Source organism: Pseudomonas corrugata, from assembly GCF_050920615.1.
Classification (GTDB): domain Bacteria; phylum Pseudomonadota; class Gammaproteobacteria; order Pseudomonadales; family Pseudomonadaceae; genus Aquipseudomonas; species Aquipseudomonas corrugata.
Genome location: NZ_CP130434.1, coordinates 4633087 through 4658808 on the forward strand (window position 1 = coordinate 4633087; position 25722 = coordinate 4658808).

General features: G+C 62.1%; 21 protein-coding genes and 4 tRNA genes. 2 read left to right on the forward strand and 23 right to left on the reverse strand.

From position 1 onward, the window contains the following. Window positions 1-14 precede the first annotated feature (14 nt). From QZH45_RS20375 to leuC, 13 genes are all read right to left on the reverse strand, one after another. Window positions 15-575 (reverse strand): CvpA family protein, encoded by a 561-nt coding sequence (locus QZH45_RS20375; protein WP_024779153.1) that lies wholly within the window; start codon window positions 573-575, stop codon window positions 15-17. A 92-nt stretch (window positions 576-667) separates the two neighbouring features. Further along, window positions 668-1330 (reverse strand): SPOR domain-containing protein, encoded by a 663-nt coding sequence (locus QZH45_RS20380; protein ID WP_024779154.1) that lies wholly within the window; start codon window positions 1328-1330, stop codon window positions 668-670. Next, window positions 1314-2621, reverse strand: a complete 1308-nt coding sequence (gene folC / locus QZH45_RS20385) for a bifunctional tetrahydrofolate synthase/dihydrofolate synthase (protein ID WP_053194374.1) — start codon at window positions 2619-2621, stop codon at window positions 1314-1316. The genes QZH45_RS20380 and folC overlap by 17 nt, the downstream gene beginning before the upstream one ends. Continuing rightward, window positions 2618-3538 (reverse strand): acetyl-CoA carboxylase, carboxyltransferase subunit beta, encoded by a 921-nt coding sequence (accD, locus tag QZH45_RS20390; protein WP_024779156.1) that lies wholly within the window; start codon window positions 3536-3538, stop codon window positions 2618-2620. The genes folC and accD overlap by 4 nt, the downstream gene beginning before the upstream one ends. Before the next feature lie 258 nt (window positions 3539-3796). Beyond that, the gene (locus QZH45_RS20395; protein ID WP_024779157.1) at window positions 3797-4429 is read right to left on the reverse strand and encodes a phosphoribosylanthranilate isomerase; all 633 of its coding nucleotides are present in this window, start codon (window positions 4427-4429) and stop codon (window positions 3797-3799) included. A gap of 62 nt (window positions 4430-4491) precedes the next feature. Continuing rightward, window positions 4492-5316: a tRNA pseudouridine(38-40) synthase TruA gene (truA, locus tag QZH45_RS20400; protein ID WP_024779158.1), complete on the reverse strand. Its 825-nt coding sequence runs from the start codon at window positions 5314-5316 to the stop codon at window positions 4492-4494. 292 nt (window positions 5317-5608) lie between these two features. Then, window positions 5609-8212: a FimV/HubP family polar landmark protein gene (locus tag QZH45_RS20405; RefSeq protein WP_024779159.1), complete on the reverse strand. Its 2604-nt coding sequence runs from the start codon at window positions 8210-8212 to the stop codon at window positions 5609-5611. Window positions 8213-8423: 211 nt separating this feature from the next. Further along, window positions 8424-9434, reverse strand: coding sequence for an aspartate-semialdehyde dehydrogenase (locus QZH45_RS20410; RefSeq protein WP_024779160.1), 1011 nt, complete (start codon window positions 9432-9434; stop codon window positions 8424-8426). Window positions 9435-9701: 267 nt separating this feature from the next. Continuing rightward, window positions 9702-10814, reverse strand: coding sequence for an aspartate-semialdehyde dehydrogenase (gene asd / locus QZH45_RS20415; RefSeq protein WP_024779161.1), 1113 nt, complete (start codon window positions 10812-10814; stop codon window positions 9702-9704). A 54-nt stretch (window positions 10815-10868) separates the two neighbouring features. Continuing rightward, window positions 10869-11951 carry a 3-isopropylmalate dehydrogenase gene (gene leuB / locus QZH45_RS20420; protein WP_024779162.1) on the reverse strand — a complete coding sequence of 361 codons (1083 nt, stop codon included), beginning with the start codon at window positions 11949-11951 and terminating at the stop codon, window positions 10869-10871. Window positions 11952-12014: 63 nt separating this feature from the next. Continuing rightward, on the reverse strand, window positions 12015-12779 hold the full coding sequence (locus QZH45_RS20425; protein WP_024779163.1) for a class I SAM-dependent methyltransferase: 765 nt from the start codon (window positions 12777-12779) through the stop codon (window positions 12015-12017). 137 nt (window positions 12780-12916) lie between these two features. Next, a complete protein-coding gene (gene leuD / locus QZH45_RS20430; protein WP_053194376.1) occupies window positions 12917-13561 on the reverse strand; it encodes a 3-isopropylmalate dehydratase small subunit in 645 nt (214 codons plus the stop codon). A 13-nt stretch (window positions 13562-13574) separates the two neighbouring features. After that, window positions 13575-14993: a 3-isopropylmalate dehydratase large subunit gene (gene leuC / locus QZH45_RS20435; RefSeq protein WP_024779165.1), complete on the reverse strand. Its 1419-nt coding sequence runs from the start codon at window positions 14991-14993 to the stop codon at window positions 13575-13577. Window positions 14994-15149: 156 nt separating this feature from the next. On the opposite strand from leuC, the gene QZH45_RS20440 reads away from it, so the two are divergent. Next, window positions 15150-16040, forward strand: a complete 891-nt coding sequence (locus QZH45_RS20440) for a LysR family transcriptional regulator (protein WP_055135640.1) — start codon at window positions 15150-15152, stop codon at window positions 16038-16040. 67 nt (window positions 16041-16107) lie between these two features. Then, on the forward strand, window positions 16108-19386 hold the full coding sequence (locus QZH45_RS20445; RefSeq protein ID WP_055135639.1) for an EAL domain-containing protein: 3279 nt from the start codon (window positions 16108-16110) through the stop codon (window positions 19384-19386). 218 nt (window positions 19387-19604) lie between these two features. Here QZH45_RS20445 and QZH45_RS20450 read toward each other — a convergent pair whose 3' ends face one another. The 10 genes from QZH45_RS20450 to gltX all read right to left on the reverse strand — a co-directional run bounded on the left by QZH45_RS20450 (window position 19605) and on the right by gltX (window position 25536). After that, entirely contained in the window at window positions 19605-20057 is a 453-nt protein-coding gene (locus QZH45_RS20450; RefSeq protein ID WP_024779168.1) for an Hsp20 family protein, read from the reverse strand. A gap of 119 nt (window positions 20058-20176) precedes the next feature. After that, window positions 20177-21136, reverse strand: coding sequence for a tRNA dihydrouridine synthase (locus tag QZH45_RS20455; protein ID WP_024779169.1), 960 nt, complete (start codon window positions 21134-21136; stop codon window positions 20177-20179). A gap of 79 nt (window positions 21137-21215) precedes the next feature. After that, window positions 21216-21674, reverse strand: a complete 459-nt coding sequence (locus tag QZH45_RS20460) for an acyl-CoA thioesterase (RefSeq protein ID WP_024779170.1) — start codon at window positions 21672-21674, stop codon at window positions 21216-21218. 140 nt (window positions 21675-21814) lie between these two features. Continuing rightward, entirely contained in the window at window positions 21815-22648 is an 834-nt protein-coding gene (locus QZH45_RS20465; RefSeq protein WP_055135638.1) for an alpha/beta fold hydrolase, read from the reverse strand. Window positions 22649-22677: 29 nt separating this feature from the next. Next, window positions 22678-23217, reverse strand: a complete 540-nt coding sequence (locus QZH45_RS20470) for a TetR/AcrR family transcriptional regulator (protein ID WP_024779172.1) — start codon at window positions 23215-23217, stop codon at window positions 22678-22680. Window positions 23218-23399: 182 nt separating this feature from the next. Further along, window positions 23400-23475, reverse strand: a tRNA-Glu gene (locus QZH45_RS20475). 76 nt (window positions 23476-23551) lie between these two features. Then, a tRNA-Ala gene (locus QZH45_RS20480) sits at window positions 23552-23627 on the reverse strand. Window positions 23628-23679: 52 nt separating this feature from the next. Continuing rightward, a tRNA-Glu gene (locus QZH45_RS20485) sits at window positions 23680-23755 on the reverse strand. 77 nt (window positions 23756-23832) lie between these two features. After that, window positions 23833-23908 (reverse strand) — tRNA-Ala (locus QZH45_RS20490). A gap of 146 nt (window positions 23909-24054) precedes the next feature. Beyond that, on the reverse strand, window positions 24055-25536 hold the full coding sequence (gene gltX, locus QZH45_RS20495) for a glutamate--tRNA ligase (protein WP_041023763.1): 1482 nt from the start codon (window positions 25534-25536) through the stop codon (window positions 24055-24057). Window positions 25537-25722 lie beyond the last annotated feature (186 nt).

Consider the following 25722-nt stretch of genomic DNA (forward strand, 5'->3'; position numbering starts at 1 on the left):
GAACTGAACAACTCTCACTGCGGCGTTTTGGCCGTCGGCAAGAGGTGTTCCTTGAACGGTATTTCAGCGGGTACGCTGATACCGCTGGCAAGCCACTGACTGCTCCAACCCAGGATCAGGTTTTTTGACCAGTCTGCGACCAATAGAAATTGTGGCACGAGCCGGGACTCCTGCCACCACGAATCCTGTTGTACCGGCCCCAGGCTCAGCAGCCCGACGGCCACGACCACCAGCAACGCACCACGCGCAGCGCCAAAGGCCATGCCCAGGAACCGGTCCGTCCCGGAAAGCCCGGTGACGCGAATCAGTTCGCCGATCAGATAGTTGATCATTGCGCCAACCAGCAAGGTGGCGACAAACAAGATGGCACAACCCGCGATCACGCGGGCCGACGGCGTTTCGATGTATCCGGCGAGGTACTGGGACAGCGAGCCACCAAACATCCAGGCGACGATTCCCGCGATGATCCAGGTCAGCAGCGAGAGGGCTTCCTTGACGAAGCCTCGGCTCAGACTGATCAATGCGGAGATGGCGATGATCGCAACGATCGCCCAGTCAACCCAGGTAAATGGCACGGTGCAGCCTGCAGACGGATAAGGCGGCGCATTTTAGCAGAGCCCAGGGCTGTCGGTAAGCTGCGATTGTCAGTGGGAGTGAAATCAGGCGCTTAGCCGCGCTCCGGCTGAAAACGCACCACAAAACCCTTGAGATTCTGCTGCCGGCCGAGCAGGTCGCGCAGACGGTCGGCTTCGGCACGCTCGATCAGCGGACCAACAAACACCCGGTTCTTGCCATCGGCGGAGCGGATGTAGGCATTGTAGCCCTGGCTACGCAGGGATTTCTGCAGATTTTCCGCGCTTTCGCGACTGCTCAGACTGGCCAGTTGCACGGACCAACTGACCGACAAACCGTTAGCGTCCACGCGACTCTGGCTGGTGTCCGGCCTGGTCGGCGCAGCAGTGATCGGTTGAGTCGGCGCGGGCTTGACCGCCGGGGCCGCCGGAGCGGGCGCAGGGGCCGGAGCGACAACAGGCTTGTTCGAAACAGCCGGTGCTGCGGGGATGGGGGCAGACGGCGCGGCCGCTTGCTCAGCCAGCTCCTCGTCGCTCGGGACAGGCTCCTGGGGCAGCGCCTGAGGGTCGGGCACCGTTACCGGCTCGACCTGCACAGGCGGAAGCGATGGTGCCTGGGGCGCGACGGGTGCATCGACCGTGACCTGGCGCTGCTCGTCCTGACGGGAAAACAGCATCGGCAGGAAAATCACCGCCAGGGCCACCAATACCAGGGCCCCCACCATGCGCTGCTTGTATGCCTTATCGAGCAATGCCATCTGCAGCTTCCTCCGTGGAGCGCCGGCCCAGCCACTGCAAGGCCTCGGCGACGCAAAAAAATGATCCGAACAACAGGATTTCGTCATCGGCCGTTGCCACGGCGCACTGCCCTTCCAACGCGGCAGCCACACTGTCGTAAGCATCCACCGAAGCACCACGACGCTGCAAGGCCGCCTGCAATTCGGCGGCGGAACGTGAGCGCGGCGAATCCAGGGGCGTTACCGCCCAGTGCTGGACACTAGCATCCAACGCCTCGACCACGCCATCCAGATCCTTGTCGGACAGCAACCCGAACACCGCCAGGCGCCGCCCAACCACCGGCCGCCGCGCCAGGCGCTCAGCCAGGTATTGGGCCGCATGAGGGTTATGGCCGACATCCAGCAACAGGTTCAAACGCTTGCCCTGCCACTGGAACTGGCGCCGATCAAGACGACCGACGATGCGGGTCGTCTGCAACGCTTCGACGATCTGCCCGGCGTCCCATGGCAAACCCAGCAGCAGGTAGGCCTGAAGCGCCAGCGCGGCGTTCTCCATCGGCAGATCCAGCAGCGGCAGGTCGTGCAACTCCACCGGATTTCCCTGCAGATCGCTGCCGCGCCATTGCCAATGCTGCTCGGTCATGGCCAGATCGAAATCCCGCCCCCGCAGGAAGAACGGACAGGCCAGTTCACGGGCCTTGTCCAACAGCGGTTGCGGAGGATTGAGATCACCGCAGAGCGCAGGCGCGCCCTGACGAAAGATACCGGCCTTCTCGAAGGCCACGGATTCGCGGGTATCGCCCAGGTAATCGGCATGGTCCACGCCGATACTGGTGACCAATGCAATGTCCGCGTCCACCAGGTTGACCGTGTCCAGTCGCCCACCCAGGCCGACTTCCAGCACAACGGCGTCGAGACCGGCACGGGAGAACAGCCAGAAGGCCGCCAGGGTGCCCATCTCGAAGTACGTGAGGGAGACCTCGCCCCGCCCGGCGTCCACCGCGGCGAAGGCCTCGCACAGCTCGGCATCGGCGGCTTCGACGCCGTTGACCTGTACCCGCTCGTTGTAACGCAGAAGGTGCGGCGAACTGTAGACCCCGACGCTCAGCCCCTGGGCCCGCAGCAGCGAGGCCACGAAGGCACAGGTCGAGCCCTTTCCGTTGGTGCCGGTGACGGTGATGACCCGGGGTGCCGGCTTGCCCAGCCCCATGCGGGACATGACCGCTTGCGAGCGCTCCAGCCCCATGTCGATGGCCGATGGATGCAATTGCTCGAGATAGGCCAGCCAGTCGCCCAGGGTGCGTTCGGTCATAGCCCGGCAGGCACCGGCGGAACCACCATCGGCTCGATGGGTGCGGCGACGTACTGAGGCGTCGGCAGGCCCATCAGTTGAGCCAACAGGTTACCCAGGCGCGGACGCAGCTCCTGGCGATGGATGATCATGTCGATGGCACCGTGTTCCAGAAGGAACTCACTGCGCTGGAAGCCTTCCGGCAATTTTTCGCGCACGGTTTGCTCGATGACCCGCGGGCCGGCGAAGCCGATCAGGGCTTTGGGCTCGCCGACGATCACGTCGCCCAGCATTGCCAGGCTGGCGGAAACGCCGCCGTAGACCGGATCGGTCAGCACCGAGATAAATGGAAGGCCCTCTTCGCGCAGACGCGCCAGGACGGCAGAGGTCTTGGCCATCTGCATCAGCGAGATCAGCGCTTCCTGCATCCGCGCGCCGCCGGAAGCAGCGAAGCAGATCATTGGGCAACGGTTTTCCAGGGCATAGTTGGCGGCGCGAACGAAACGCTCACCGACGATGGCACCCATGGACCCGCCCATGAAGGAGAACTCGAAGGCCGAAACCACCACTGGCATGCCCAGCAGGGTGCCACTCATGGACACCAGGGCGTCTTTTTCGCCGGTCTGCTTCTGGGCCGCAGTCAGGCGATCCTTGTACTTCTTGCCATCACGGAATTTCAGGCGATCCACGGGCTCCAGGTCCGCACCCAGCTCAACACGGCCTTCAGCATCCAGGAAAATATCGATACGGGCACGCGCGCCGATGCGCATGTGATGATTGCACTTGGGGCAAACGTCCAGGGTCTTTTCCAGCTCCGGGCGGTACAGCACCGCTTCGCAGGATGGACATTTGTGCCACAGACCTTCAGGCACCGAGCTTTTCTTCACCTCGGAACGCATGATCGAAGGGATCAGTTTGTCTACCAACCAGTTGCTCATGCTTTCTTTCTCCAGTACCGGCGGCCCGAACGCTCTGGTTCGCGGCCCCGCGTATGCCCTTGAGCTAAATTCATTGTGCGGCGAGGGCCGAAAAGCCACCACGGTCAGCGCGAAACATGACCTGCGTGCAGCCCAACCTCCCTCAACCATTCCTGCAACCGCTGCACCGCGGTTGCCGCTACGCTATACGGCCCGCCCGGAGGCGGCGCCTGCCTGCTGTATACAGTGCAGGTATGGACGGCGGCAGTCTGCCAGCCGTCACATTGGCAACTGGCTGCTGCGCACAGCGGCCATGAATGCCCGGATCTTCGCCGGATCCTTGATACCCTTGCCCTGCTCAACCCCACCGCTCACGTCCACCGCGTAAGGACGGACCTGGCGAATCGCTTCGGCCACATTGTCAGCCGTCAGGCCACCGGCGAGGATGATCGGCTTGCTCAGGCCATGGGGTACCAACGACCAGTCGAATGCTTCACCGGTACCGCCAGGAACGCCCTCCACGTATGTGTCCAGCAAAATGCCGCTGGCACTGGCAAATGTCTCGCAAGCAGCCGCGATGTCATCCCCCGCCTTGACCCGCAACGCTTTGACGTAGGGGCGGTGCCAGCCCTCGCAATCGGCTGGCGTTTCGTCGCCATGAAACTGCAACAGGCCCAGCGGCACCGCATCGAGTAACTCGCCCAGCTCGCAACGGCTGGCGTTGACGAACAGACCGACCGCAGTCACGAACGGCGGCAAGGCCTGGATGATCGCCCTCGCCTGCTGCACGCTCACCGCCCGCGGGCTCCTGGCATAGAACACCAGCCCGATGGCATCGGCTCCGGCCTCGACAGCTGCCAGCGCGTCCTCGACGCGGGTGATCCCGCAAATCTTGCTGCGAACGACCGACATGTTGTCAAAACCCCAGCTAAATCCGTGAAAGTCCCGGATGGTAGCAAATGCAGCGGAGGGCGTCAGCCGTCGAGTTCCGAGAAGCCGGTGAGGAAATGTGGCCCGATGTAACGCTCCGGTAGCTCGAACTCGTCGCGATATTCGACCTGCACCAGGTACAAGCCAAACGGGTGCGCCGTCACGCCGCCGGAACGGCGGATGCGGCTGTCGAGCACTTCCTTGATCCATTCCACCGGCCGCTCACCGGCACCGATGGTCATCAGCACGCCGGCGATGTTGCGCACCATGTGGTGCAGGAATGCACTGGCGCGGATGTCGAGCACGATCATCTTGCCGTGACGGGTCACGCGTAAATGATGCAGTTCCTTGATCGGCGACTTGGCCTGGCACTGGCCGGCACGAAAGGCGCTGAAATCGTGAACCCCGACCAGGTACTGCGCGGCTTCAGCCATGCGCTCGACATCCAGCGGACGGTGGTTCCAGGTGATTTCTTCGTTCAAGTGCGCCGGACGGATCTGGTCGTTGTAGATCACGTAGCGATAGCGCCGGGCAATGGCCTTGAAGCGTGCATGGAAATGCGCCGGCATCACTTTGGCCCAACTGACGCTGACGTCATGGGGCAGGTTGATGTTGGCCCCCATGACCCAGGCTTTCATCGATCGCTCGACCTGGGTGTCGAAATGCACCACCTGGCCGCAGGCATGCACGCCGGCATCGGTGCGCCCGGCGCAGTGCAGCGATACAGGGGAATCAGCGACTTTGGACAGCGCGCTTTCAAGGGTTTCCTGCACGGTCGCAACGCCGGAGGCCTGGCGCTGCCAGCCGCGATAACGCGAGCCTTTGTATTCAACGCCCAAGGCGATCCGGAAAAAGCCGTCAGCCGCCATTTCGGCAGCCGGATTGTCTATGTTTGCCAAGGAATTACAGCCTGCTGAGGTACGCAAAGGCGGGCATTATAAGGCCGGTGGAGTGGGATGCCAGTGTAACTGTTGATCCGCTGCCGGATGTGCCGGACTCATCGCGAGCAGGCTCGCTCCCACACGGGATCCGCAGCGCGCACAGAGCATTGTGGGAGCGGGCTTGCTCGCGAAACGGTAGCCCAGCCAACATTGATGCTGCCTGACACACCGCCTTCGCGAGCAAGCCCGCTCCCACAGGATTGCGCTTACATCCGAAATCTCACGCCAGGCGCGCGAGCATCTCCTGCGCTTCGCTCTTCTGGGTGGCATCGCCTTCGCTGAGGACTTCACCGAGGATGTCCCGGGCACCGTCGTGGTCGCCCATATCGATGTAGGCCTGGGCCAGGTCGAGCTTGGTCGCCACTTCATCGGTGCCGCTGAGGAAGTCGAAGTCCGGCTCGTCCTCGGCACTGGTCAGGGCGTCTTCGGCCGTAAAGGATGGCTGGCCAAGACTGTCGGAAAGTCGATCCAGCTCGGCGTTGACATCGTCCAGCTCGGACTCGAAGGGATCCTTCGGTGCGTCCATCTCGTCAGCCAGGGACAGATCGAAATCCGCCGGCAGCTCGAGATCGTCAGCCGGGGTGTCGAGCAAGGCCGGCGCGTCGGCTGCAGGCTCTTCCAGCCCCTTGAGATCGTCGCTCAGGTCCAGTAGGAAATCTTCATCGTCCAGGGCTGGAGCCGGCGCATCGGCACCCAGGTCCAGATCGAACTCCGACAGATCGTCCAGGCTTTCGTTGGCTTCGGTCTGCTGCTTGAGCACCGATTCGAAGCTCAGATCATCGTCCATCGGAAAAGCATCCAGCTCCGGTACCGGCTCAGGGGCCGGCGCCGTCGGTGTGTTCTCCAGGTCATCCAGGCTCAGATCGAAGGCACTGTCCAGTTCTTCATTGGTTGCCGGCGTTTCTTCCAGCAGCTCCTTGACGTACTGGGCGTCCAGCTCGGCAGCCACCGCCGCCGCAGCCAGGGTGGCGCTGGTGGCAACCACCATGGCCGGGAAGCGACTCTTGAGTTGTTCGACCTGGGCGAAGTTCTCACCATTGGCCACCAGTTGGCGTTCCTGGGCGACAAACGCGTCGCGGTCGCCTTGCAGGCCGTAGACTTCCATCAACTTCAGACGCAGGTCGCTGCGTTGTGGCTCGGCCTTGATGCCCTGCTCGAGCTGATCGGCCGCCTGGTTCAAGCGACCCCGATCGATGTGGGCCTGGGCCTGGCCCAGGACGTCGTCGAAGCGATCGGCAGCCGGGGCGACCAATGGCGCGGCGATCGGCGGCGAGACCACTACCGGCGCGACCACAGGAGCCGGCTGGGGAGCGGGCTTGGGGGCCGGCGCAGGGGCTGGCTTAGGATCAAGCTTTACGCTTGGCGCTGGTACTTCAATGCCCTCGAAGCTGCTCGGGGGCAGATCGAGCTCCGGGGAGAAGTCGGCCTCCTCCTCGAGGGCTCGGGCCATGCGCAGGTGCTTCTCGGCTTCCTGCTGGGCCTTGCGGCGGCGGGCGAGCAACAACAGCAGCAACAGCAGGACCAATACACCACCGCCGACCAAGCCGAGCAGGATCGGGTTGGTCAGCAGGTCGCTGTACTTCTGCTCGCTGGATACCGGCGAGGGCTCCGCCGGAGCAGCTGCAGGTGCCGCCTCGGGTGTCGCTTCAGGCGCAGCTTGCGGTGCAGCGGCAGGCGCCGGGACCTGTGCCGATGGCGCGGGCGTCAACTGCGCCGACATCGCCGGCGGTGCTTCGTTGGCTGGCGGAACTGCGGCACCTTCGGCCTGCATCTTCGCCAGCTGATTATTCTTCAGTTCGATCAGGCGCTGCAGCTTGTCCAACTGGCTCTGCAGATCCGCCATGCGGCTTTTCAGCTCTTCATTGTCACGACGAGCCGAGTCGAGGCTTTCCTGGGTGATCGCGAGCTTGTTGCTCAGGGCCTGGGCATCGCCGGCCGCCCCCTTTCCTTTGCCCTTGCCTGCCTTCGCCGACTCCGCCGTCACCAGGCTCAGGTTATCGCGACCGGCAGTCTGTGCCGGTGCGGCTTCGCCCTGGCCACGCTTGGTCGCGTCCAGCTGCTGGCCGCCACGTGTCGCGGTCGCACGCCCTTGGCGCCCCTGCCGCCAGGCGGCGTTCTGCGCAGCCACTTCGGCAATGGCCTGGGGTTGCGGCAACGCAGTGCTTTGAACCGGGTCCGGCAGGCGCAGGACTTGGCCGGTCTTGAGCAGGTTGATATTGCCGTTGATGAAAGCGTGCGGGTTCAGCGCCTGGATCGCTAGCATGGTTTGCTGGACGGACCCGCCGTTGCGGGCCTTGGCGGCGATTTCCCAGAGGGTATCGCGCGGCGTGGTGGTGTACTGGGAAGGCTTGGTAGCGCCAGTAACCGGCGTCGACACCACCTGGGGTGGTTTCGGTCGGGCAGCCTCGGCTGCCTGGGGCGAGAACTTGGACGGGTCGACCAGTACACTGTAGTCACGCAGCAAGCGGCCATTGGGCCACATCACCTGCACGAGGAACTTGACCAGCGGCGCGGACAGTGGCCGGCTGGAGGTCACCCGCAGGACGCTCTTGCCATTGGCATTGATCACCGGGGTGAAGGTCAGGTCATTCAGAAACGCCTGGCGGTCGACGCCGGCCTTGGCGAAATCCTCGGGCGAGGCCAGGCTCGGTACAACTTCGGCGGCGGTCAGTTGCTGGACATCGAGCAGCTCGATCTCGGCGACCAGAGGCTGGTTCGGCGTCGACTTCAGGGTCAGTTCCCCGAGCCCGAGCGCTTGCGCCATACCGGAGGACAGCGCCGAGGCGGCCGCTATTGCTAACACCAGTTTGCGAACTTGAACCATAGCCTCTTCCTTTGTTTGAACATTCCTCGGCCAGCGAGAAGGTATTGATGTCGCTGCCGCAAGGCATCTCGCAGAGCCCCGAAGCGACGGGGCACACGATCGTTTCTACTCATGCCCGGGAACGTCCCCAGCGGGAGATTTTCGCCTTCAGCGTCCAGACCAAGCATAGCGCCCGGCTAGAATCATTCGACAAATTGTTGCCAAGTATCTTTTACAGCAGGTCTTTTATCAACAACTCCGCCACCTGCACTGCATTGAGCGCCGCGCCCTTGCGCACGTTATCCGTTGTCAGCCACATATTCAGTTCCGTCGGGTCGTCGATACCACTGCGCACGCGCCCCACATACACCACATCCTGCCCCACCGCATCACCGACCGGTGTCGGGTAGTCACCCGCCTCCACCAACTCGATGCCGGGAGCCGCTTCCAGGGCTGCATTGACCTGATCCAGGTCGACGGCGTTCGCGGACTGCACGGTCACGCTAAAGCTATCGCCGAAAAACACCGGGGCTTGAATGCAAGTAACGGAAATCTTTAACAAAGGTTGATCCAGCACCTGGCGCAACTCGCGTACCAGGCGCTTTTCCAGCTGCGTATGGCCCTGCTCATCCGGGGTGCCGACCTGAGCCAGCAGGTTGAACGCCATCTGGCGGTCGAAGAAAGTCGGCTCCAGTGGACGGGCGTTGAGCAGCTCGGCGGTCTGGCGCGCCAACTCGCTCACGGCGACACGCCCCTGGGCGGACACGGCGAGGCTGGCGGTCAGGCTGATGCGCTGCACATCCAGGCACTCACGCAACGGGGCCAGCGCCACGGCCAATGCGGTGGCCGATGCACTCGGACTGCTCACCTGGAACGGCTTGCCGAGGCCCGCCAGCACCTGGGCATTGGCCTCCGGCACGATCTGCGGCGCCTGGTCCGGCGGCAGGGCACCGGACAGGTCGATGAGCGCACAACCGGCGGCGGTAGCACGCGGGGCGAAGCTCAGGGTCACCGCCGGACCGGCAGCGAAGAACACCAGTTGCACTTTGCCGAAATCGAACTCGTCGACTTCTCGCACCCGCACGTTTTTGTTGCGGAACATCACCGAACTGCCTGCCGATTCACTGCTGGCCAGCAGGTGCAGGTTGCCGACGGGGAAATCCCGCTCTTCGAGAATCTGGACGAGGGTTTCGCCGACAGTACCGGTGGCGCCGATCACGGCAATATCAAAGGACTGGCTCATGGGGTCTACCTCGGGTAATGCGTGGGGAGCGGCACTTTACCGGGTGGTTGGTATGCAGGCAATTGGTGGGGAGTTCTTGCGCTGATTGCACCAACCAAATCGCGGGCAAGCCTTGCTCCCACAAGCCCGGTGCTCATTGAAGACCCACTGTGAGAGTTTCATTGTGGGAGCATAGCTTGCTCGCGATGGCGATCTCCCCAGACACACATTACCCATAAAAAAACCCGCACCTCTCACAAGGCGCGGGTTCTTTCACAGCAGCAACGATCAACGCTCGAGCAGGATCCGCAGCATGCGACGCAGCGGTTCGGCCGCGCCCCACAGCAGTTGGTCGCCGACGGTGAAGGCACCGACGAATTGCGAGCCCATGTTCAGCTTGCGCAGGCGTCCCACCGGCACGTTCAGGGTGCCGGTGACCTTGGTCGGGCTCAGCTCCTGCATGCTGGTTTCACGGTTGTTCGGCACCAGCTTGACCCAAGGGTTGTGCTGGCTGATCAGCCCTTCGATATCGGCGATCGGCACGTCCTTGTTCAGTTTGATGGTCAACGCCTGACTGTGGCAACGCATGGCGCCGATGCGCACGCAGATGCCGTCCACCGGGATCGGGCTCTTGAAGCGACCGAGGATCTTGTTAGTTTCGGCCTGGGCCTTCCACTCTTCGCGGCTCTGGCCGTTAGGCAGTTCCTTGTCGATCCACGGGATCAGGCTGCCAGCCAGCGGCACACCGAAGTTTTCGGTCGGGTAGGCATCGCTGCGCATCGCTTCGGCGACCTTGCGGTCGATGTCCAGGATGGCGCTGGCCGGGTTGGCCAGGTCATCGGCGACGGCGGCGTGGGTCGCGCCCATCTGCTTGATCAGCTCACGCATGTTCTGCGCGCCGGCACCGGATGCCGCCTGATAGGTCATGGCGCTCATCCACTCCACCAGACCGGCTTCGAACAGACCGCCCAGGCCCATCAGCATCAGGCTGACGGTGCAGTTGCCACCGATGTAGTTCTTGGTGCCGGCGTCCAGTTGCTGGTCGATGACCTTGCGGTTGACCGGGTCGAGGATGATTACCGCGTCGTCCTGCATACGCAGGCTCGAAGCGGCGTCGATCCAGTAGCCCTGCCAGCCGGCTTCGCGCAGTTTCGGGAAGACTTCGCTGGTGTAGTCGCCACCCTGGCATGTCAGGATCACATCGAGAGTCTTGAGCTCTTCAATGCTGTAGGCATCCTTGAGCGCACCGGTGTCCTTGCCCACGGATGGGCCTTGGCCACCGACATTGGAAGTGGTGAAGAACACCGGCTCGATGAGATCGAAATCCTGCTCTTCCAGCATTCGCTGCATGAGCACGGAACCGACCATGCCCCGCCAACCGATCAGACCTACACGTTTCATCGCAACTGCACCTATACAAAAGTGGGCCACCGTCGAAGCGGTGGACCGGAGAGATTACAGATTCCGCAGCGCGGCGACTACCGCGTCGCCCATTTGCTGCGTACCGACTTTGGTACAACCGGCCGACCAGATGTCGCCGGTGCGCAAACCCTGGTCCAACACCACACTGACGGCCTTTTCAATGGCGTCGGCGGCATCAGTGAGGTTGAAGCTGTAGCGCAGCATCATCGACACCGACAGGATGGTCGCCAACGGGTTGGCAATGCCCTGCCCGGCAATGTCCGGCGCCGAACCGTGGCACGGCTCGTACATGCCTTTGTTGTTGGCATCCAGGGAGGCCGACGGCAGCATGCCGATGGAGCCGGTGAGCATCGACGCCTCGTCGGACAGGATGTCGCCGAACATGTTGTCAGTGACGATCACGTCGAACTGCTTCGGCGCGCGCACCAGTTGCATGGCGGCGTTGTCGACGTACATGTGGCTCAGCTCGACATCCGGGTAATCCTTGGCCACCTGTTCGACCACTTCGCGCCACAGTTGGCTGGATGCCAGCACATTGGCCTTATCCACCGAGCAGAGCTTCTTGCCACGCACGCGGGCCATGTCGAAGCCGACCCGGGCGATACGACGGATTTCGCTCTCGCTGTACGGCAGGGTGTCGTAGGCCTGACGCTCGCCATTATCCAGCTCGCGAGTACCACGCGGGGCACCGAAGTAGATACCGCCGGTCAGTTCACGGACGATGAGGATGTCCAGGCCCGAAACGATTTCCGGCTTCAGACTCGAAGCGTCGGCCAGTTGCGGGTAGAGGATCGCCGGACGCAGGTTGCCGAACAGGCCCAGTTGCGCGCGAATCTTCAGCAGACCGCGCTCGGGGCGGATGTCGCGCTCGATTTTGTCCCATTTCGGGCCACCCACGGCCCCCAACAGCACGGCATCGGCCGCACGGGCACGGTCCAGGGTCTCATCGGCCAGGGGCACGCCGTGCTTGTCGATGGCCGCGCCGCCGATCACGTCGTGGCTGAGTTCGAAGCCCAGGCCGTACTTGTCGTTAGCCAATTCCAGGACCTTGACCGCTTCGGCCATGATTTCCGGGCCAATGCCGTCGCCTGGGAGAATCAGAATCTGCTTGCTCATGCTTTCCTCGTTTGTTGTACCGGCGCGCCAGGTTTTCTACTTCCGGGCAGACCAGGAAAAATCCTATCGCTCAGCCCACAGCACCAGTACATCCGTACTGAAAGAACCATCGGCTTCAATCTCGAAATATTCACGCACTTCGTCGCCCATCGAGCGCTGCAGCTCGAGTATCGCCGCGCGCATCACCTCGGGCGTGCGCATGCGCTCGACCCAGGAGCGGTATTCCAGGCGCAGGCGCTGGCGAGAGGTGCTGCTCACCTGCAACCCCGCTTCGCTGACCTGGCGTGACCACTCGGCCGCCGAATAATCGCGCACATGACTGGTATCGCGCAGCACCTCGACGCTTTGCAGGTAGGTATCCAGCAACGGCATGCCCGGCGACAGTACATCAATGAACGCCGCTACGCCGCCCGGCTTGAGCACCCGGCGCACTTCCCGCAACGCCACGCCCAGGTCGCCCCAATGATGCGCCGAATAGCGACTGAACACGAACTCGAACTCAGCGTCGGCGAATGGCAGGCGCTCGGCGGCACCGCACACGGTGGTGATGTTGCCCAGCCCACGCTCCGCGGCCGCCGCAGCGACGACATCGAGCATCTGCCGGGACAGGTCATAGGCCACCACTTCACCAGCCAGAGGCGCCACGTGAAAACTCACGTGACCGGCGCCGCACCCCAGATCCAGCACACGGGCATTGCCGTGCCCAGCCAGGGCAGCCTGTAGCAGCGCGAACTCGGCACCCTGGGCGTGCACGGCACTGCTCAGATAGGCCGAGGCCTGTTCACCGAATTGCTTTTGTACAACCTGACTGTGGGCGGTGCTGGTCATGGGATGTCCTTAGGGTGTTGTAGTGCCTGGGCTGGCCTCTTCGCGAGCGGGCTCGCTCCCACAGGGTTTTGGGTACACCGCAAATCCAATGTGGGAGCGAGCCTGCTCGCGATGGCGTCGTCATGCCTTATGCGAAATCAGACCTCGCGAAACAACCAAGGCTGGCTCGCCCGATGCTTCGCTTCAAACGCGGCAATCGCCTCACCGTCCTGCAGGGTCAAACCGATGTCGTCCAGGCCATTGAGCAGGCAATGCTTGCGGAACGCATCGATCTCAAAGCTCAGCACCTTGCCGTCGGGACGGGTCACGGTCTGGGCTGCAAGGTCGATCTGCAGTTGATAACCCGGGTTGGCCTCGACCTGCTGGAACAGCTCGTCCACTTCGGCGTCGCTGAGGATGATCGGCAGCAAACCGTTCTTGAAGCTGTTGTTGAAGAAGATGTCGGCGTAGCTTGGCGCGATGATGCTGCGGAAGCCGTATTCTTCAAGGGCCCATGGCGCGTGTTCACGGCTCGAGCCGCAACCGAAGTTCTCCCGGGCCAGCAGCACGCTGGCGCCCTGATAACGCTCGGCGTTGAGCACGAAGTCCTTGTTCAGTGGCCGCTTGGAGTTGTCCTGGTAAGGCTGGCCCACATCCAGATAACGCCATTCATCGAACAGGTTCGGACCGAAGCCTGTGCGTTTGATGGACTTCAGGAATTGCTTGGGAATGATCTGGTCGGTATCGACGTTGGCACGATCCAGAGGCGCGACAAGACCAGTGTGCTGGGTAAAAGCTTTCATGCTGCGCTCTCCTTCAGATCAATTCACGGACGTCGACGAAACGGCCGTTGACGGCAGCCGCCGCGGCCATGGCCGGGCTGACCAGGTGGGTGCGCCCACCGGCGCCCTGACGGCCTTCGAAGTTGCGGTTGGAGGTGGAGGCGCAGTGCTCACCCGACTCCAGGCGATCCGGGTTCATCGCCAGGCACATCGAACACCCTGGCTCACGCCACTCGAAACCGGCCTCGATGAACACCTTATCCAGCCCTTCCGCTTCAGCCTGGGCCTTTACCAGGCCCGAGCCCGGCACCACGATGGCCTGCTTGATGGTCGAGGCGACCTTGCGGCCCTTGGCGATCACCGCCGCGGCACGCAGGTCTTCGATCCGTGAGTTGGTGCAGGAACCGATGAACACGCGATCGAGCTGAATATCGGTAATCGCCTGGTTCGCGCTCAAGCCCATGTACTTCAAGGCACGAACGATGGAGTCACGCTTGACCAGGTCCATCTCCTTGGCCGGGTCCGGTACGTTCTGATCCACCGCCAGGACCATCTCGGGGGAAGTGCCCCAGCTGACCTGCGGCTTGATCTGGGTCGCGTCGAGCTCGACCACCGTATCGAATTTGGCATCGGCGTCGGACACCAGGTCTTTCCAGGCCTCGACCGCCAAGTCCCATTCGGCGCCTTTCGGGGCGAACGGACGACCCTTGACGTACTCAACGGTCTTTTCATCGGCAGCCACCAGGCCCACGCGGGCACCGGCTTCGATGGACATGTTGCAGATGGTCATGCGGCCTTCGACGGACAGGTCGCGGATCGCGCTGCCGGCGAACTCGATGGCATGGCCGTTACCGCCGGCAGTGCCGATCTTGCCGATCACCGCCAGGACGATGTCCTTGGCCGTCACGCCGAACGGCAGCTTGCCCTCGACGCGCACCAGCATGTTCTTCATTTTCTTGGCCACCAGGCACTGGGTGGCGAGCACATGCTCGACCTCGGAAGTGCCGATGCCGTGGGCCAGGGCACCAAAGGCACCGTGGGTGGAGGTGTGGGAGTCGCCGCAGACCACGGTCATGCCCGGCAAGGTCGCGCCCTGTTCCGGACCGATGACGTGGACGATACCCTGGCGCACGTCGTTCATCTTGAATTCAACGATGCCGTATTCGTCACAGTTGTCATCGAGGGTCTGGACCTGCAAACGCGAAACCTGGTCGACAATGGCTTCGATACCGCCCTTGCGTTCCGGGGTGGTCGGCACGTTGTGGTCAGGGGTCGCGATGTTGGCATCGATCCGCCATGGCTTGCGTCCGGCCAGGCGCAGCCCTTCGAACGCCTGTGGCGAAGTCACTTCATGGATGATGTGACGGTCGATATAGATCAGCGCCGAGCCATCGTCGCGCTGCTTGACCAAATGCGAATCCCAGAGCTTGTCGTAGAGCGTTTTGCCGGCCATCAGACGGTTCCTCATCAGCTTGTTTCTATGCCCCGGATCTTGAACGACTCAATAACCCTTTGGCTTGTGAGGCTGATGTTATGAGGCTACATTAAATAACTCAAATTCATATTTTTCATACTTTGCATAACCAACAGGAATCAAACCAGGATCGCCATGGACCTCGCCAACCTCAACGCCTTTATCGCCATTGCCGAGACGGGCAGTTTCTCCGGCGCCGGTGAACGCTTGCACCTGACCCAGCCGGCGATCAGCAAGCGTATCGCCGGGCTGGAACAGCAGCTCAACGTCCGCTTGTTCGACCGGCTGGGCCGTGAAATCGGCCTGACCGAGGCCGGTCGGGCCTTGCTGCCGCGGGCCTATCAGATCCTCAATGTGCTGGACGACACCCGTCGCGCCCTGACCAACCTGGCCGGCGAAGTCACCGGGCGACTGACGCTCGCCACCAGCCATCACATCGGCCTGCACCGCCTGCCGCCTTTATTGAGGGAGTTCACCCGACGTTACCCACAAGTGGCGCTGGATATTCAGTTCCTGGATTCGGAAGTGGCCTACGAAGAAATTCTCCACGGACGAGCTGAACTGGCGGTCATCACCCTCGCCCCCGAGCCGCATGCGTTGATGCGCGCCACACCGGTGTGGGACGACCCGCTGGATTTCGTGGTGGCTCCGGAACATGTGCTGCTGGACAATCGCGCGGTCAGCCTGGCGGATATCGCCCTGCATCCCGCGGTTTTCCCGGGGGGCAATACCTTTACCCATCACATTGTCCGGCGCCTGTTCGAGGCTCAGGACCTGACACCGAACATCGCCATGAGCACGAATTATCTGGAAACCATAAAGATGATGGTTTCCATTGGCCTGGCCTGGAGTGTCCTGCCGCGCACCATGCTCGACGATCAGGTGGCGCGCATCCCTTTGCCGGGCATACAACTCAGTCGCCAGCTAGGCTATATCTTGCACACTGAACGGACACTGTCGAATGCTGCGCGCGCTTTCATGTCCCTACTGGACGCACAAATCGATCTGCCAGGGACAAGGGCATAGGTTGTGCTACTCCTATAGAGCCGAAATACCTGCGCTTAACGCCCAACTGCCCAAGGCTCGCTAGATAATGCCCAAGCCCGCTGACCATCTCCCGCCCTTGCCGCGTATCCAGGCGCTTGACCCGAAACGGTCCGAGCAAAGCTGGGACAGCGCGCCTCAGCTGCTGGCCGCGCTGAACGGTGCGCGCCTGGGGGCCTGGTCGTGGGACATCGACACCGGGCGGATCAGCTGGTCCAGGGGCACCCAGGCGCTGTTCGGCTTCGACCCGCGCCAGCCCCTGCCGGCGGATGTGGATTACCTGGACCTGTTATTGCCTGAAGACCGGGCCAAGGCCATCCGCGCTTTTCACGCGGCAGTGGCCGGCGCGCCGCTGGAACAGGCGATGCACCATCGCATTGTCTGGCCCGACGGCAGCCTGCACTGGCTGGAAATCAACGGCAGCGTATTGCCCGACAAACACGGGCGCCCGCGCATGATCGGCGTCATCCGCGAGATCACCCACCAGCGCGAGCGCGAACAGGCATTGCGCAGCTCGGAAAAACGCTTCGCCACGCTCTTTCATCTCTGCCCGAACATGGTGCTGCTGACCCGCCAGGAAGACGGGCTGATCAGCGAAGCCAACCAGTATTTCGAAAGTCTGTTCGGCTGGCCGGTACACGATGTGATCGGCCGTACCACCCTGGAGCTGGGCTTGTGGGTCGACCCCAGCCAGCGGGCGAAGCTGGTGGAGGCCACCAAGGCCAAGGGTGAACTGGTGAGCATGGAAGTGGAGTTCCGCGCCAGTAACGGCCAGATCCACAGCGGCATCCTCAGCGCGCAAAAGGTCGAACTTGAAGGCCAGCCCTATCTGCTGAGCACGTTTCTCGATACCACGGAACGCAAATTGGCCGAACAGGCCCTCAAGGACAGCCAGGAACGCCTCGACCTGGCCCTCGACTCGGCGCAACTGGGCACCTGGGACTGGCACATACCTAGCGGCATGCTCTACGGCTCGGCCCGTGCCGCGCAGCTCCATGGCCTGGAGCCCAAGCCGTTCCACGAGTCGTTCGACGCGTTTTTCGAAGGAGTCCCCGACGAAGAGCGCAACAACATGCGCAATGCGTATCGCAGCCTGCGCGAAGGTCCGGCGGGCAATTATCAACTGACCTATCGCGTGCAATTGCCGGACGGCAGCTCCCGTTACCTGGAGAGCCGCGCCCGCCTCTACCGCAACGACGACGGCAGCCCCCAACGCATGGCCGGTACCTTGCTGGACATCACCGACCAGGTGGAACGCGAGCAGAGCCTGGCGGCGTCGGAGGAAAAATTCGCCACGTTGTTCCAGGTCAGCCCCGATCCGATCTGCGTCACCCACCAGGACAGTAACCGCTTCCTCGAGATCAACTCCAGCTTCACCCAGACGTTCGGCTGGTCCGCCAGCGACGTGATCGGCCGCAGCGCCGACGAAATCGGTCTCTGGGATGCCTCAGGCAACAGCCTGCAACGTATCGAACGGGTGATTCGCGAACAATCGCTGAACAATGTCGCAATTGTCGTCCACCACAAGAACGGCCAACCGCTCACCTGCGTGATCTCCAGTCGTCAGATCAACGTCAGCAACCAGCCCTGCGTCGTCACCACCCTGCGGGACATCACCCAACAACAACGCTCCGAAGCGGCCCTGAAGTCCAGCGAGGAGAAATTCGCCAAGGCGTTCCACTCCAGCCCTGACGCCATCACCATCACCGAACGCGAAAGCGGCCGCTACCTTGAGGTCAATGATGGCTTTTGCCGCCTGACCGGTTATCGCGCCGACGAAGTGATCGGGCACACGGTGTACGAGGTTGGCATCTGGGCCGAGGAAAAACAGCGCGCAACCCTGTTGACCGAACTGCAACTCAAGGGCCGGGTGCTTCACCAGGAAATGCTCGGGCGCAACAAGCGCGGGGAATTGCTCACGGTTGAGGTATCGGTCGAGCCCATTACACTCAACGAGACGGACTGCCTGCTGCTGACTGCGCGGGACGTGAGCCTGCTGCGCAACGCCGAGGCTCAGATCCGTCACCTGGCCTATCACGACCCGCTGACCAACCTGCCCAACCGGGCCCTGCTGATGGACCGGCTGAGCCAGCAGATCGCCCTGCTCAAGCGCCATAACCTGCGCGGTGCGCTCCTGTTCCTCGATCTCGACCACTTCAAGCACATCAACGATTCCCTGGGCCATCCGGTGGGTGACACGGTGCTGAAAATCATCACCGCGCGCCTGGAAGCCAGCGTTCGCCTGGAGGACACCGTCGCGCGATTGGGCGGCGACGAGTTCGTGGTGTTGCTCAGCGGCCTGGAAGGTACCCGCAACGAAGTCAGCGAGCAGGTGCAGAAGCTGGCCGACACCCTGCGCGAACTGCTGTCGGAACCGATGTTCCTCGACGGCCAGCGACTTCAGGTCACACCCAGCATTGGCATGGCGCTGATTCCCGACCATGGCGCTACCCCAGCCGACCTGCTCAAGCGCGCCGACATTGCGCTTTATCGCGCCAAGGATTCGGGGCGCAACACCTCGCAGATGTTTCACACCACCATGCAAAAGGCGGCCAGTGAACGGCTGCGCATGGAAACCGACTTGCGCCAGGCCTTGGCCCGCAACGAGTTCAGCCTGCACTTCCAACCCCAGGTCGACGCCCGCGACAACCGGATCGTCGGTGCCGAAGCACTGGTGCGCTGGCATCATCCCGAACTGGGCGCCCAGTCGCCCAACGAGTTCATCAAGGTCCTGGAAGACAGCGGACTGATCCTGGAAGTGGGCACCTGGATCCTCGATGAAGCCTGTGATGGCTTCAAGCAATTGATCGCCAAGGGCAAGATCGATCCGCAGCGGTTCAGTCTGTGCGTGAACATCAGCCCGCGCCAGTTCCGGCAGAGCGACTTCGTTGAGCGCATCGAAAGCAGCCTCGCGACCCACGGCCTGCCCTGCACCATTTTGAAACTGGAAATCACCGAAGGCATCGTGATCCAGAACCTGGACGACACCATCGGCAAGATGCGTCGCCTCAAGAAGCTGGGGGTGAGCTTCGCCATGGATGACTTTGGCACCGGTTATTCGTCGCTGACCTACCTCAAGCGTCTTCCGGTGGATACGCTGAAAATCGACCAATCATTCGTGCGCGACGCCACCAGCGACCCCAACGACGCCGAGATCATCCGTGCCATCGTCGCCATGGCCCGCAGCCTTAACCTGGAGATGATTGCCGAAGGCGTGGAAACCCTGGAACAACTGCACTTCCTGCAGGGGCTCGATTGCCATCTGTACCAGGGCTACCTGCACAGCCGGCCGTTGCCGCTGGACGCGTTCGAGCGGTTGCTTCCGTAACGAGCGCAACTGTCTTCTGTGGCGAGGGGATTCATCCCCGCTGGGCTGCAAAGCAGCCCCCATGCTGCAGACTCAATCCATCTGACATACCGAGTTGGCTGATTTTAGGGCTGCTACGCAGCCCAGCGGGGATAAATCCCCTCGCCACAATGGAGTTTTACAAAGCTTTCCATATGAAAAAGGGCGCCCTTTCGGCGCCCTTTTTCAGTGGCGATGCATCAGTTCTGCAGCGCGGGTTGCTGCTGCGCACCGTTGATCGGGATGCGCTTGGCTTTCGCCTCTTCCGGAATCACCCGCAACAGGTCGATGCTCAACAGACCGTTGCTCAGGCCGGCGGACTTGATCTCGATATGATCCGCCAAGCGGAAGGACAGCTTGAACGCACGCTGGGCGATGCCCTGATGCAGGTAGGTCACGCTGTCGTTGCTGGCCTCGCGCTTACCGCCGCTGATGGTCAGCACACCTTTTTCCACCTGCAGGTCCAGGTCTTCTTCCTGGAAGCCGGCGGCGGCGACTACGATGCGGTATTCATCATCACCGTATTTTTCCACGTTATAGGGTGGATAGCTGCTGCCCGGTTCGTTGCGCAAGGCGGTTTCGAACAGGTCGTTGAAACGGTCGAAGCCCACCGAGGAACGGAACAGAGGGGCCAGCGAAAATGCAGTACTCATGATTCAAATCTCCTGAAAAGTTCAGCAAGGTTTTTTGTCTCCGCGACCCGAATTCGGCATCGCGTACCCCTTATCTAGGGATCGCCAAATACTTTTCAAGAGCTTTTTTCGAATTTTTTTCAGGCCGCTTCGGTGCGCTGCACACCCAGCAAATGGCCCACGGCATCGAGCTCGGTTTCCCGACGCAGCGCGGTAAACAGCTCGACCGCTTCAGGATAATTGCGGGTCAGCATCGCCAGCCACTGCTTCAAGCGCCCGGGCGCCTGACGCGGCGTCAGCTGTTCGACCACTTGTACCCAGAAATCCTGGAGCATCGGTTGCAGCTCGGCCCAGGACATCTGCACCACCTCTTCACCGGCGCGGGCGGCGGCGATCTGCCGGGCCAGGTCCGGACGGGAAACGAGGCCGCGACCGAGCATGATGTCCTCTACGCCGCTGATTTCACGGCAACGACGCCAATCTTCGACACTCCAGATATCCCCATTGGCGAATACCGGCACCTTGACCACTTCCTGCACCCGGGGAATCCATTCCCAATGGGCCGGCGGCTTGTAGCCGTCAGTCTTGGTCCGCGCGTGCACCACGATGTGCGCCGCCCCGCCTTCGGCCAGCGCCGTCGCGCAGACCAGCGCACCGTCCGGACTGTCGAAGCCCAGGCGCATCTTGGCCGTGACCGGGATATGCTTTGGCACCGCGCGACGGACATGTTCGACGATTTCGTTGAGCAGCTCCGGCTCCTTGAGCAACACCGCGCCGCCTCGGGACTTGTTCACCGTCTTGGCCGGGCAGCCAAAATTAAGGTCAACCACCTCCGAACCCAATTCGCACGCCAACGCCGCGTTTTCCGCCAGGCACACCGGGTCGGAGCCCAGCAATTGCACACGCAGCGGCACGCCGGCAGCGGTTCGGGCGCCGGTCAGCAGCTCCGGGGCGAGCTTGTGGAAATAGGCCGGTGTGAGCAGGCGATCATTGACGCGGATGAACTCGGTCACGCACCAGTCGATACCACCGACGCGAGTCAGGACGTCCCGCAGGATGTTGTCGACCAACCCCTCCATGGGCGCCAGGGCAATTTGCATGGGAAAACGCACTCAACGAAAAAACGTGCGGCAGTTTACCGGATTCTGTGGGAGCAAGCCTGCTCACGATAGCGCTGGATCAGTTGGCGAGGATGCCGGATGAAGCATGGGCCGCTAGCGCCGGGCCATAGCCTTCGATGAATTCCGGCGGCATGCGCTTGGGCTTGCCGGTGGAGAGTTCGATGCAGACAAATGTGGTCTGCGCCCGCAGCACGGTGGTGTTGTCGCTGGGGCGGACCAGTTGGAAATGCCGTGTCATCTTCAGCCGCTGGTCCCAGTCGACGATCCAGGTGGCCAGTTGCAGCTCGTCGCCTTCGTAGGCAGCCGCCAGGTAGTCGACTTCATGGCGCACCACCGCCATTGCCCGGTCCAGTCGGCGGTACTCCGCCAGGTCCAGCCCCAGGCGCTGGGAGTGACGCCAGGCACAGCGTTCGAGCCAGGTGACGTAGACCGCGTTGTTGGCGTGGCCCAGCCCGTCGATGTCTTCGGCAGCTACTTGAAGATCAATAATGAATGGCGTTGCCCGATCCCAGCCCATGCCCCTCTCCCGGTCGAATGTGGATCGGGGCAGTGTACCCGATCCCTGTGGGAGGCGGGCTTGCTCGCGATGGCGACGGGTCAGACTGCATCAATGTCGAATATACCGACGCGATCGCGGGCAAGCCTGGCTCCCACCACTCAGGCCGATTGCCGTGCTTGCAGATTGCGCCCGGCCAGCAGCGATAACACGCCATCGATGACGCGGGGATCGGCCAGCACCCGCTGGTGCCCGCCCTGGGGCAAACGCAGCAGGCGGCTGTCAAACCAGGCCTCATGAATCAACTGCGACTCGTTGACCAAGACGGAGGTGTCGTCCTCGGCGTGGACGATCAACCCCGGCACATCCAACTGATAATGCGCCACGTCCAACTTCGAGGCACGCATGCCCACATCGTGTTCCACCTGACGAATGAAGGCCGAACGCGCCCGGGGTGGCAGGCCCACCAGCCGGGCGAAGCCGCGCAGTACCCCAAGAATGCGCGCGGGGGCAGCAATGCTGACCAGTGTCTCGGTACGCAGCCCCAACTGGACCGCGAGCATGGCACTGGCCCCGCCCATGGAATGCCCGATCACCGCTTGCAGCGGCGGCAGTTCTGCCGCAGCTTCGAGCATTGCCCTGGCGAACAGCAGAACATTCGCCTCACGGCCAGGTGAACGGCCATGGGCCGGTCCGTCCAGCGCCACTACCGTATAGCCAGCGTTCACCAACGCCGTGATCAGCGCAGCGAACTGCGTGGGTCGTCCTTCCCAGCCATGCATCAGCAAGACGGTCGGACCTTTGCCCCAGCGCAGGGCCGAAAGACCGAAGCGCAAGGTGATGCGCTCGGAGCTTGCCAGCAATGGCAATTCCCAGTCCCGTGGCGGCAGATTCCGGGGATGCATGAACAGTGCGCGCATTTTCCTTGCCACCAAACGCGGAGCCACCCGACCCAGCGTGCCGTTGACGCCACGAATCCAGCTCAATCTGTCCATCGTTCTTCTCCCACGGCTTGCGCCTTAGCTCACCGCACCGCAGATTTGGCGGCACGCAGCACACGATCCGATAACTCTCCCGGACCCAACGCCCGGGCCAGGGCCAAGCCACCGACCATCAAGGCAATGTCAGCGAGGGCCTTGTCGGCGTCTTCCGGGCTGGCGGCCAATTGCGCCGCCATTAACTCAATGTGTTCGTTGAGCACGTCACGAAACGGATCCGGCAGGCGTCCCAACTCACCGATCGACGCCGGGATCGGGCAGGCGTTTTCGGTGGAGTCCCGATGCTTGCGCGACAGGTAGAACGCCGCCACCAGGGCGCGCCGCTCTTCGCCGGTCAGTTCGGCATCCATGTCGGCGATCAGGCCCCGACGCCGGCTGAGCAACTGTTTGAAAGCCTCCAGCATCAGCGCATCCTTGCTTTCGAAATGAGCGTAGAACCCGCCCACCGTCAGCCCGGCCGCGCCCATTACCTCGCCCACGCTCGGCTCGGCCGGACCACGCTGGATCAACGCGTCACTGGCGGCCTTGATAATGCGCTCACGGGTCTGTGCTTTTTTATCGCTCATTGCTGCCTCCGAATATTACGATCACAATATTATATACATAATAATTTTCCGCAAGCGGAATCTCGGCCCGCTGGTCGGCAGTATCTTGTTCGAGGACAGGAGAATTGGCTGAACGCCAGACAAACAAAAGGGCCATTCAATAATTGAATGACCCTTATAAAATCCCGCAAAGCGGGTAATCGTGGCGTCCCCTAGGGGACTCGAACCCCTGTTACCGCCGTGAAAGGGCGGTGTCCTAGGCCACTAGACGAAGGGGACACAAACCTTCTTGCTTGATCAGCGCTGAGAACTGATCGATTCAAGGCCGGTGTGGCCAGACCTTGAACCTGACGATTGGTGGAGCTAGACGGGATCGAACCGTCGACCTCTTGCATGCCATGCAAGCGCTCTCCCAGCTGAGCTATAGCCCCGGATTTTCGCCTCGCGGCGGAGCGACATCTTGCAACATCGCTTCTGTAAAACTGGCGTCCCCTAGGGGACTCGAACCCCTGTTACCGCCGTGAAAGGGCGGTGTCCTAGGCCACTAGACGAAGGGGACGCAAACCCTTCTAACTACTGATCAACGCTGAGTGTTGATCGCTTCAAGGCCGGTGTGGCCAGACCCTGAATGTAAATTGGTGGAGCTAGACGGGATCGAACCGTCGACCTCTTGCATGCCATGCAAGCGCTCTCCCAGCTGAGCTATAGCCCCTCATCGCTGAGGACGGGGCGAATCTTAAGGGCGTATCGGAGGGCTGTCAAATTTATTTTCAACAAATTTGAAAATTTTTTGCCGGGATAACAACCACTTACCGACAAACCCCGGAAAACCGGGGTATGCCCTGCCCTAACGACCGCTTAGGCAATCGCGCCCAGCAGTTTTTCCCACTCCTTGTTTTCCTTCTTCGACACGCCACCGAGCAGATCGATGGCCTGGCGCAGGCGGAAGCGGGTCAGGTCCGGCCCGAGGATTTCCATCGCGTCAAGCACCGACACCGAGCTGGCCTGGCCGGTAATGGCGGCGAACATCAGCGGCATGGCGTCACGCAATTTCAGCTCCAGGGATTCGACCACCGCCTGGATAGTCGCGGTGATGCTGTCCTTTTCCCATTGGCGCAGGCTTTCGAGCTTCCACAGAATCAGTTGCATCAGCTGGCGCACCTGATCGCCCGAGAGCTTCTTGGACTCGAACAGCTTCGCATCCGGCGTCACGCCGCCGGCAAAGAAGAAGCCGGCCAGCGGCGCAATCTGGCTGAACGTCTCCACCCTGCCCTGCACGTGGGGAGCGATCTTCATCATGTACTCGGGGTTCAATGCCCACTTCTGCACGCGTGCGGCAAACTCTTCCACTGGCAGATCCCGCAGCCACTGGCCGTTGAGCCAGGACAGCTTCTCGATGTCGAAGATCGGCCCGCCCAGAGAGACACGCGAGAGGTCGAAGTGCTCGACCATTTCCTGCAACGAGAATTTCTCGCGCTCGTCCGGCATCGACCACCCCATGCGGCCCAGGTAGTTGAGCATCGCCTCGGGCATGAAGCCCATGCGCTCGTAGAACGTCACCGAGGTCGGGTTCTTGCGCTTGGACAGTTTGCTCTTGTCCGGGTTACGCAGCAGCGGCATGTAGCACAACTGCGGTTGCTCCCAGCCAAAATATTCGTAGAGCAGGATCAGTTTCGGCGCCGATGGCAGCCACTCTTCACCGCGCAGTACGTGAGTGATGCCCATCAGGTGGTCGTCGACCACGTTCGCCAGGAAGTACGTCGGCAAGCCGTCGGTCTTCATCAGCACCTGCATGTCCATGCGATCCCACGGGATCTCGACATCGCCACGCAGCATGTCCGGCACCACGCAGACGCCTTCGCTCGGCACTTTCATGCGGATCACATGGGGCTCGCCGGCGGCCAGGCGCCGGGCAACTTCTTCTTTGGACAGGAGCAACGCGCGACCATCGTAGCGTGGTGTTTCGCCACGGGCCATCTGCTCGGCGCGCATCTGGTCCAGCTCTTCAGCGGTGCAGAAGCATGGGAACGCGTGCCCCATGTCCACCAGTTGCTGGCAATACTGCTTGTAGATGTCGCCACGCTCGCTCTGCCGATACGGGCCGTGCGGCCCGCCAACGTCAGGGCCTTCGCTCCAGTCGATGCCGAGCCAGCGCAGGGCGTCGAAAATCTGCTGTTCGGACTCGCGCGTCGAACGCAACTGGTCGGTGTCCTCGATCCGCAGGATGAACTCACCGCCGTGCTGCTTGGCAAAGCAATAGTTGAACAAAGCGATGTAGGCGGTGCCGACATGGGGATCGCCAGTGGGCGAAGGCGCGATGCGGGTACGGACGGTGGTCATGGCATGTCTCGGAAAGAAGGTAAAAGCGAAGATCAAACAAGGGGCGAATGGTAGCAGGCGATGGTAGGCGGGCTCCAGTCAAAGGGATTTGTGCATCTGTCAGACCGCGTCGTCCTCAATCGCGAGCAGGCTCGCACACTGGACTTGTGGCGTTCACAAATCCCTGTGGGAGCCTGCTCGCGATGA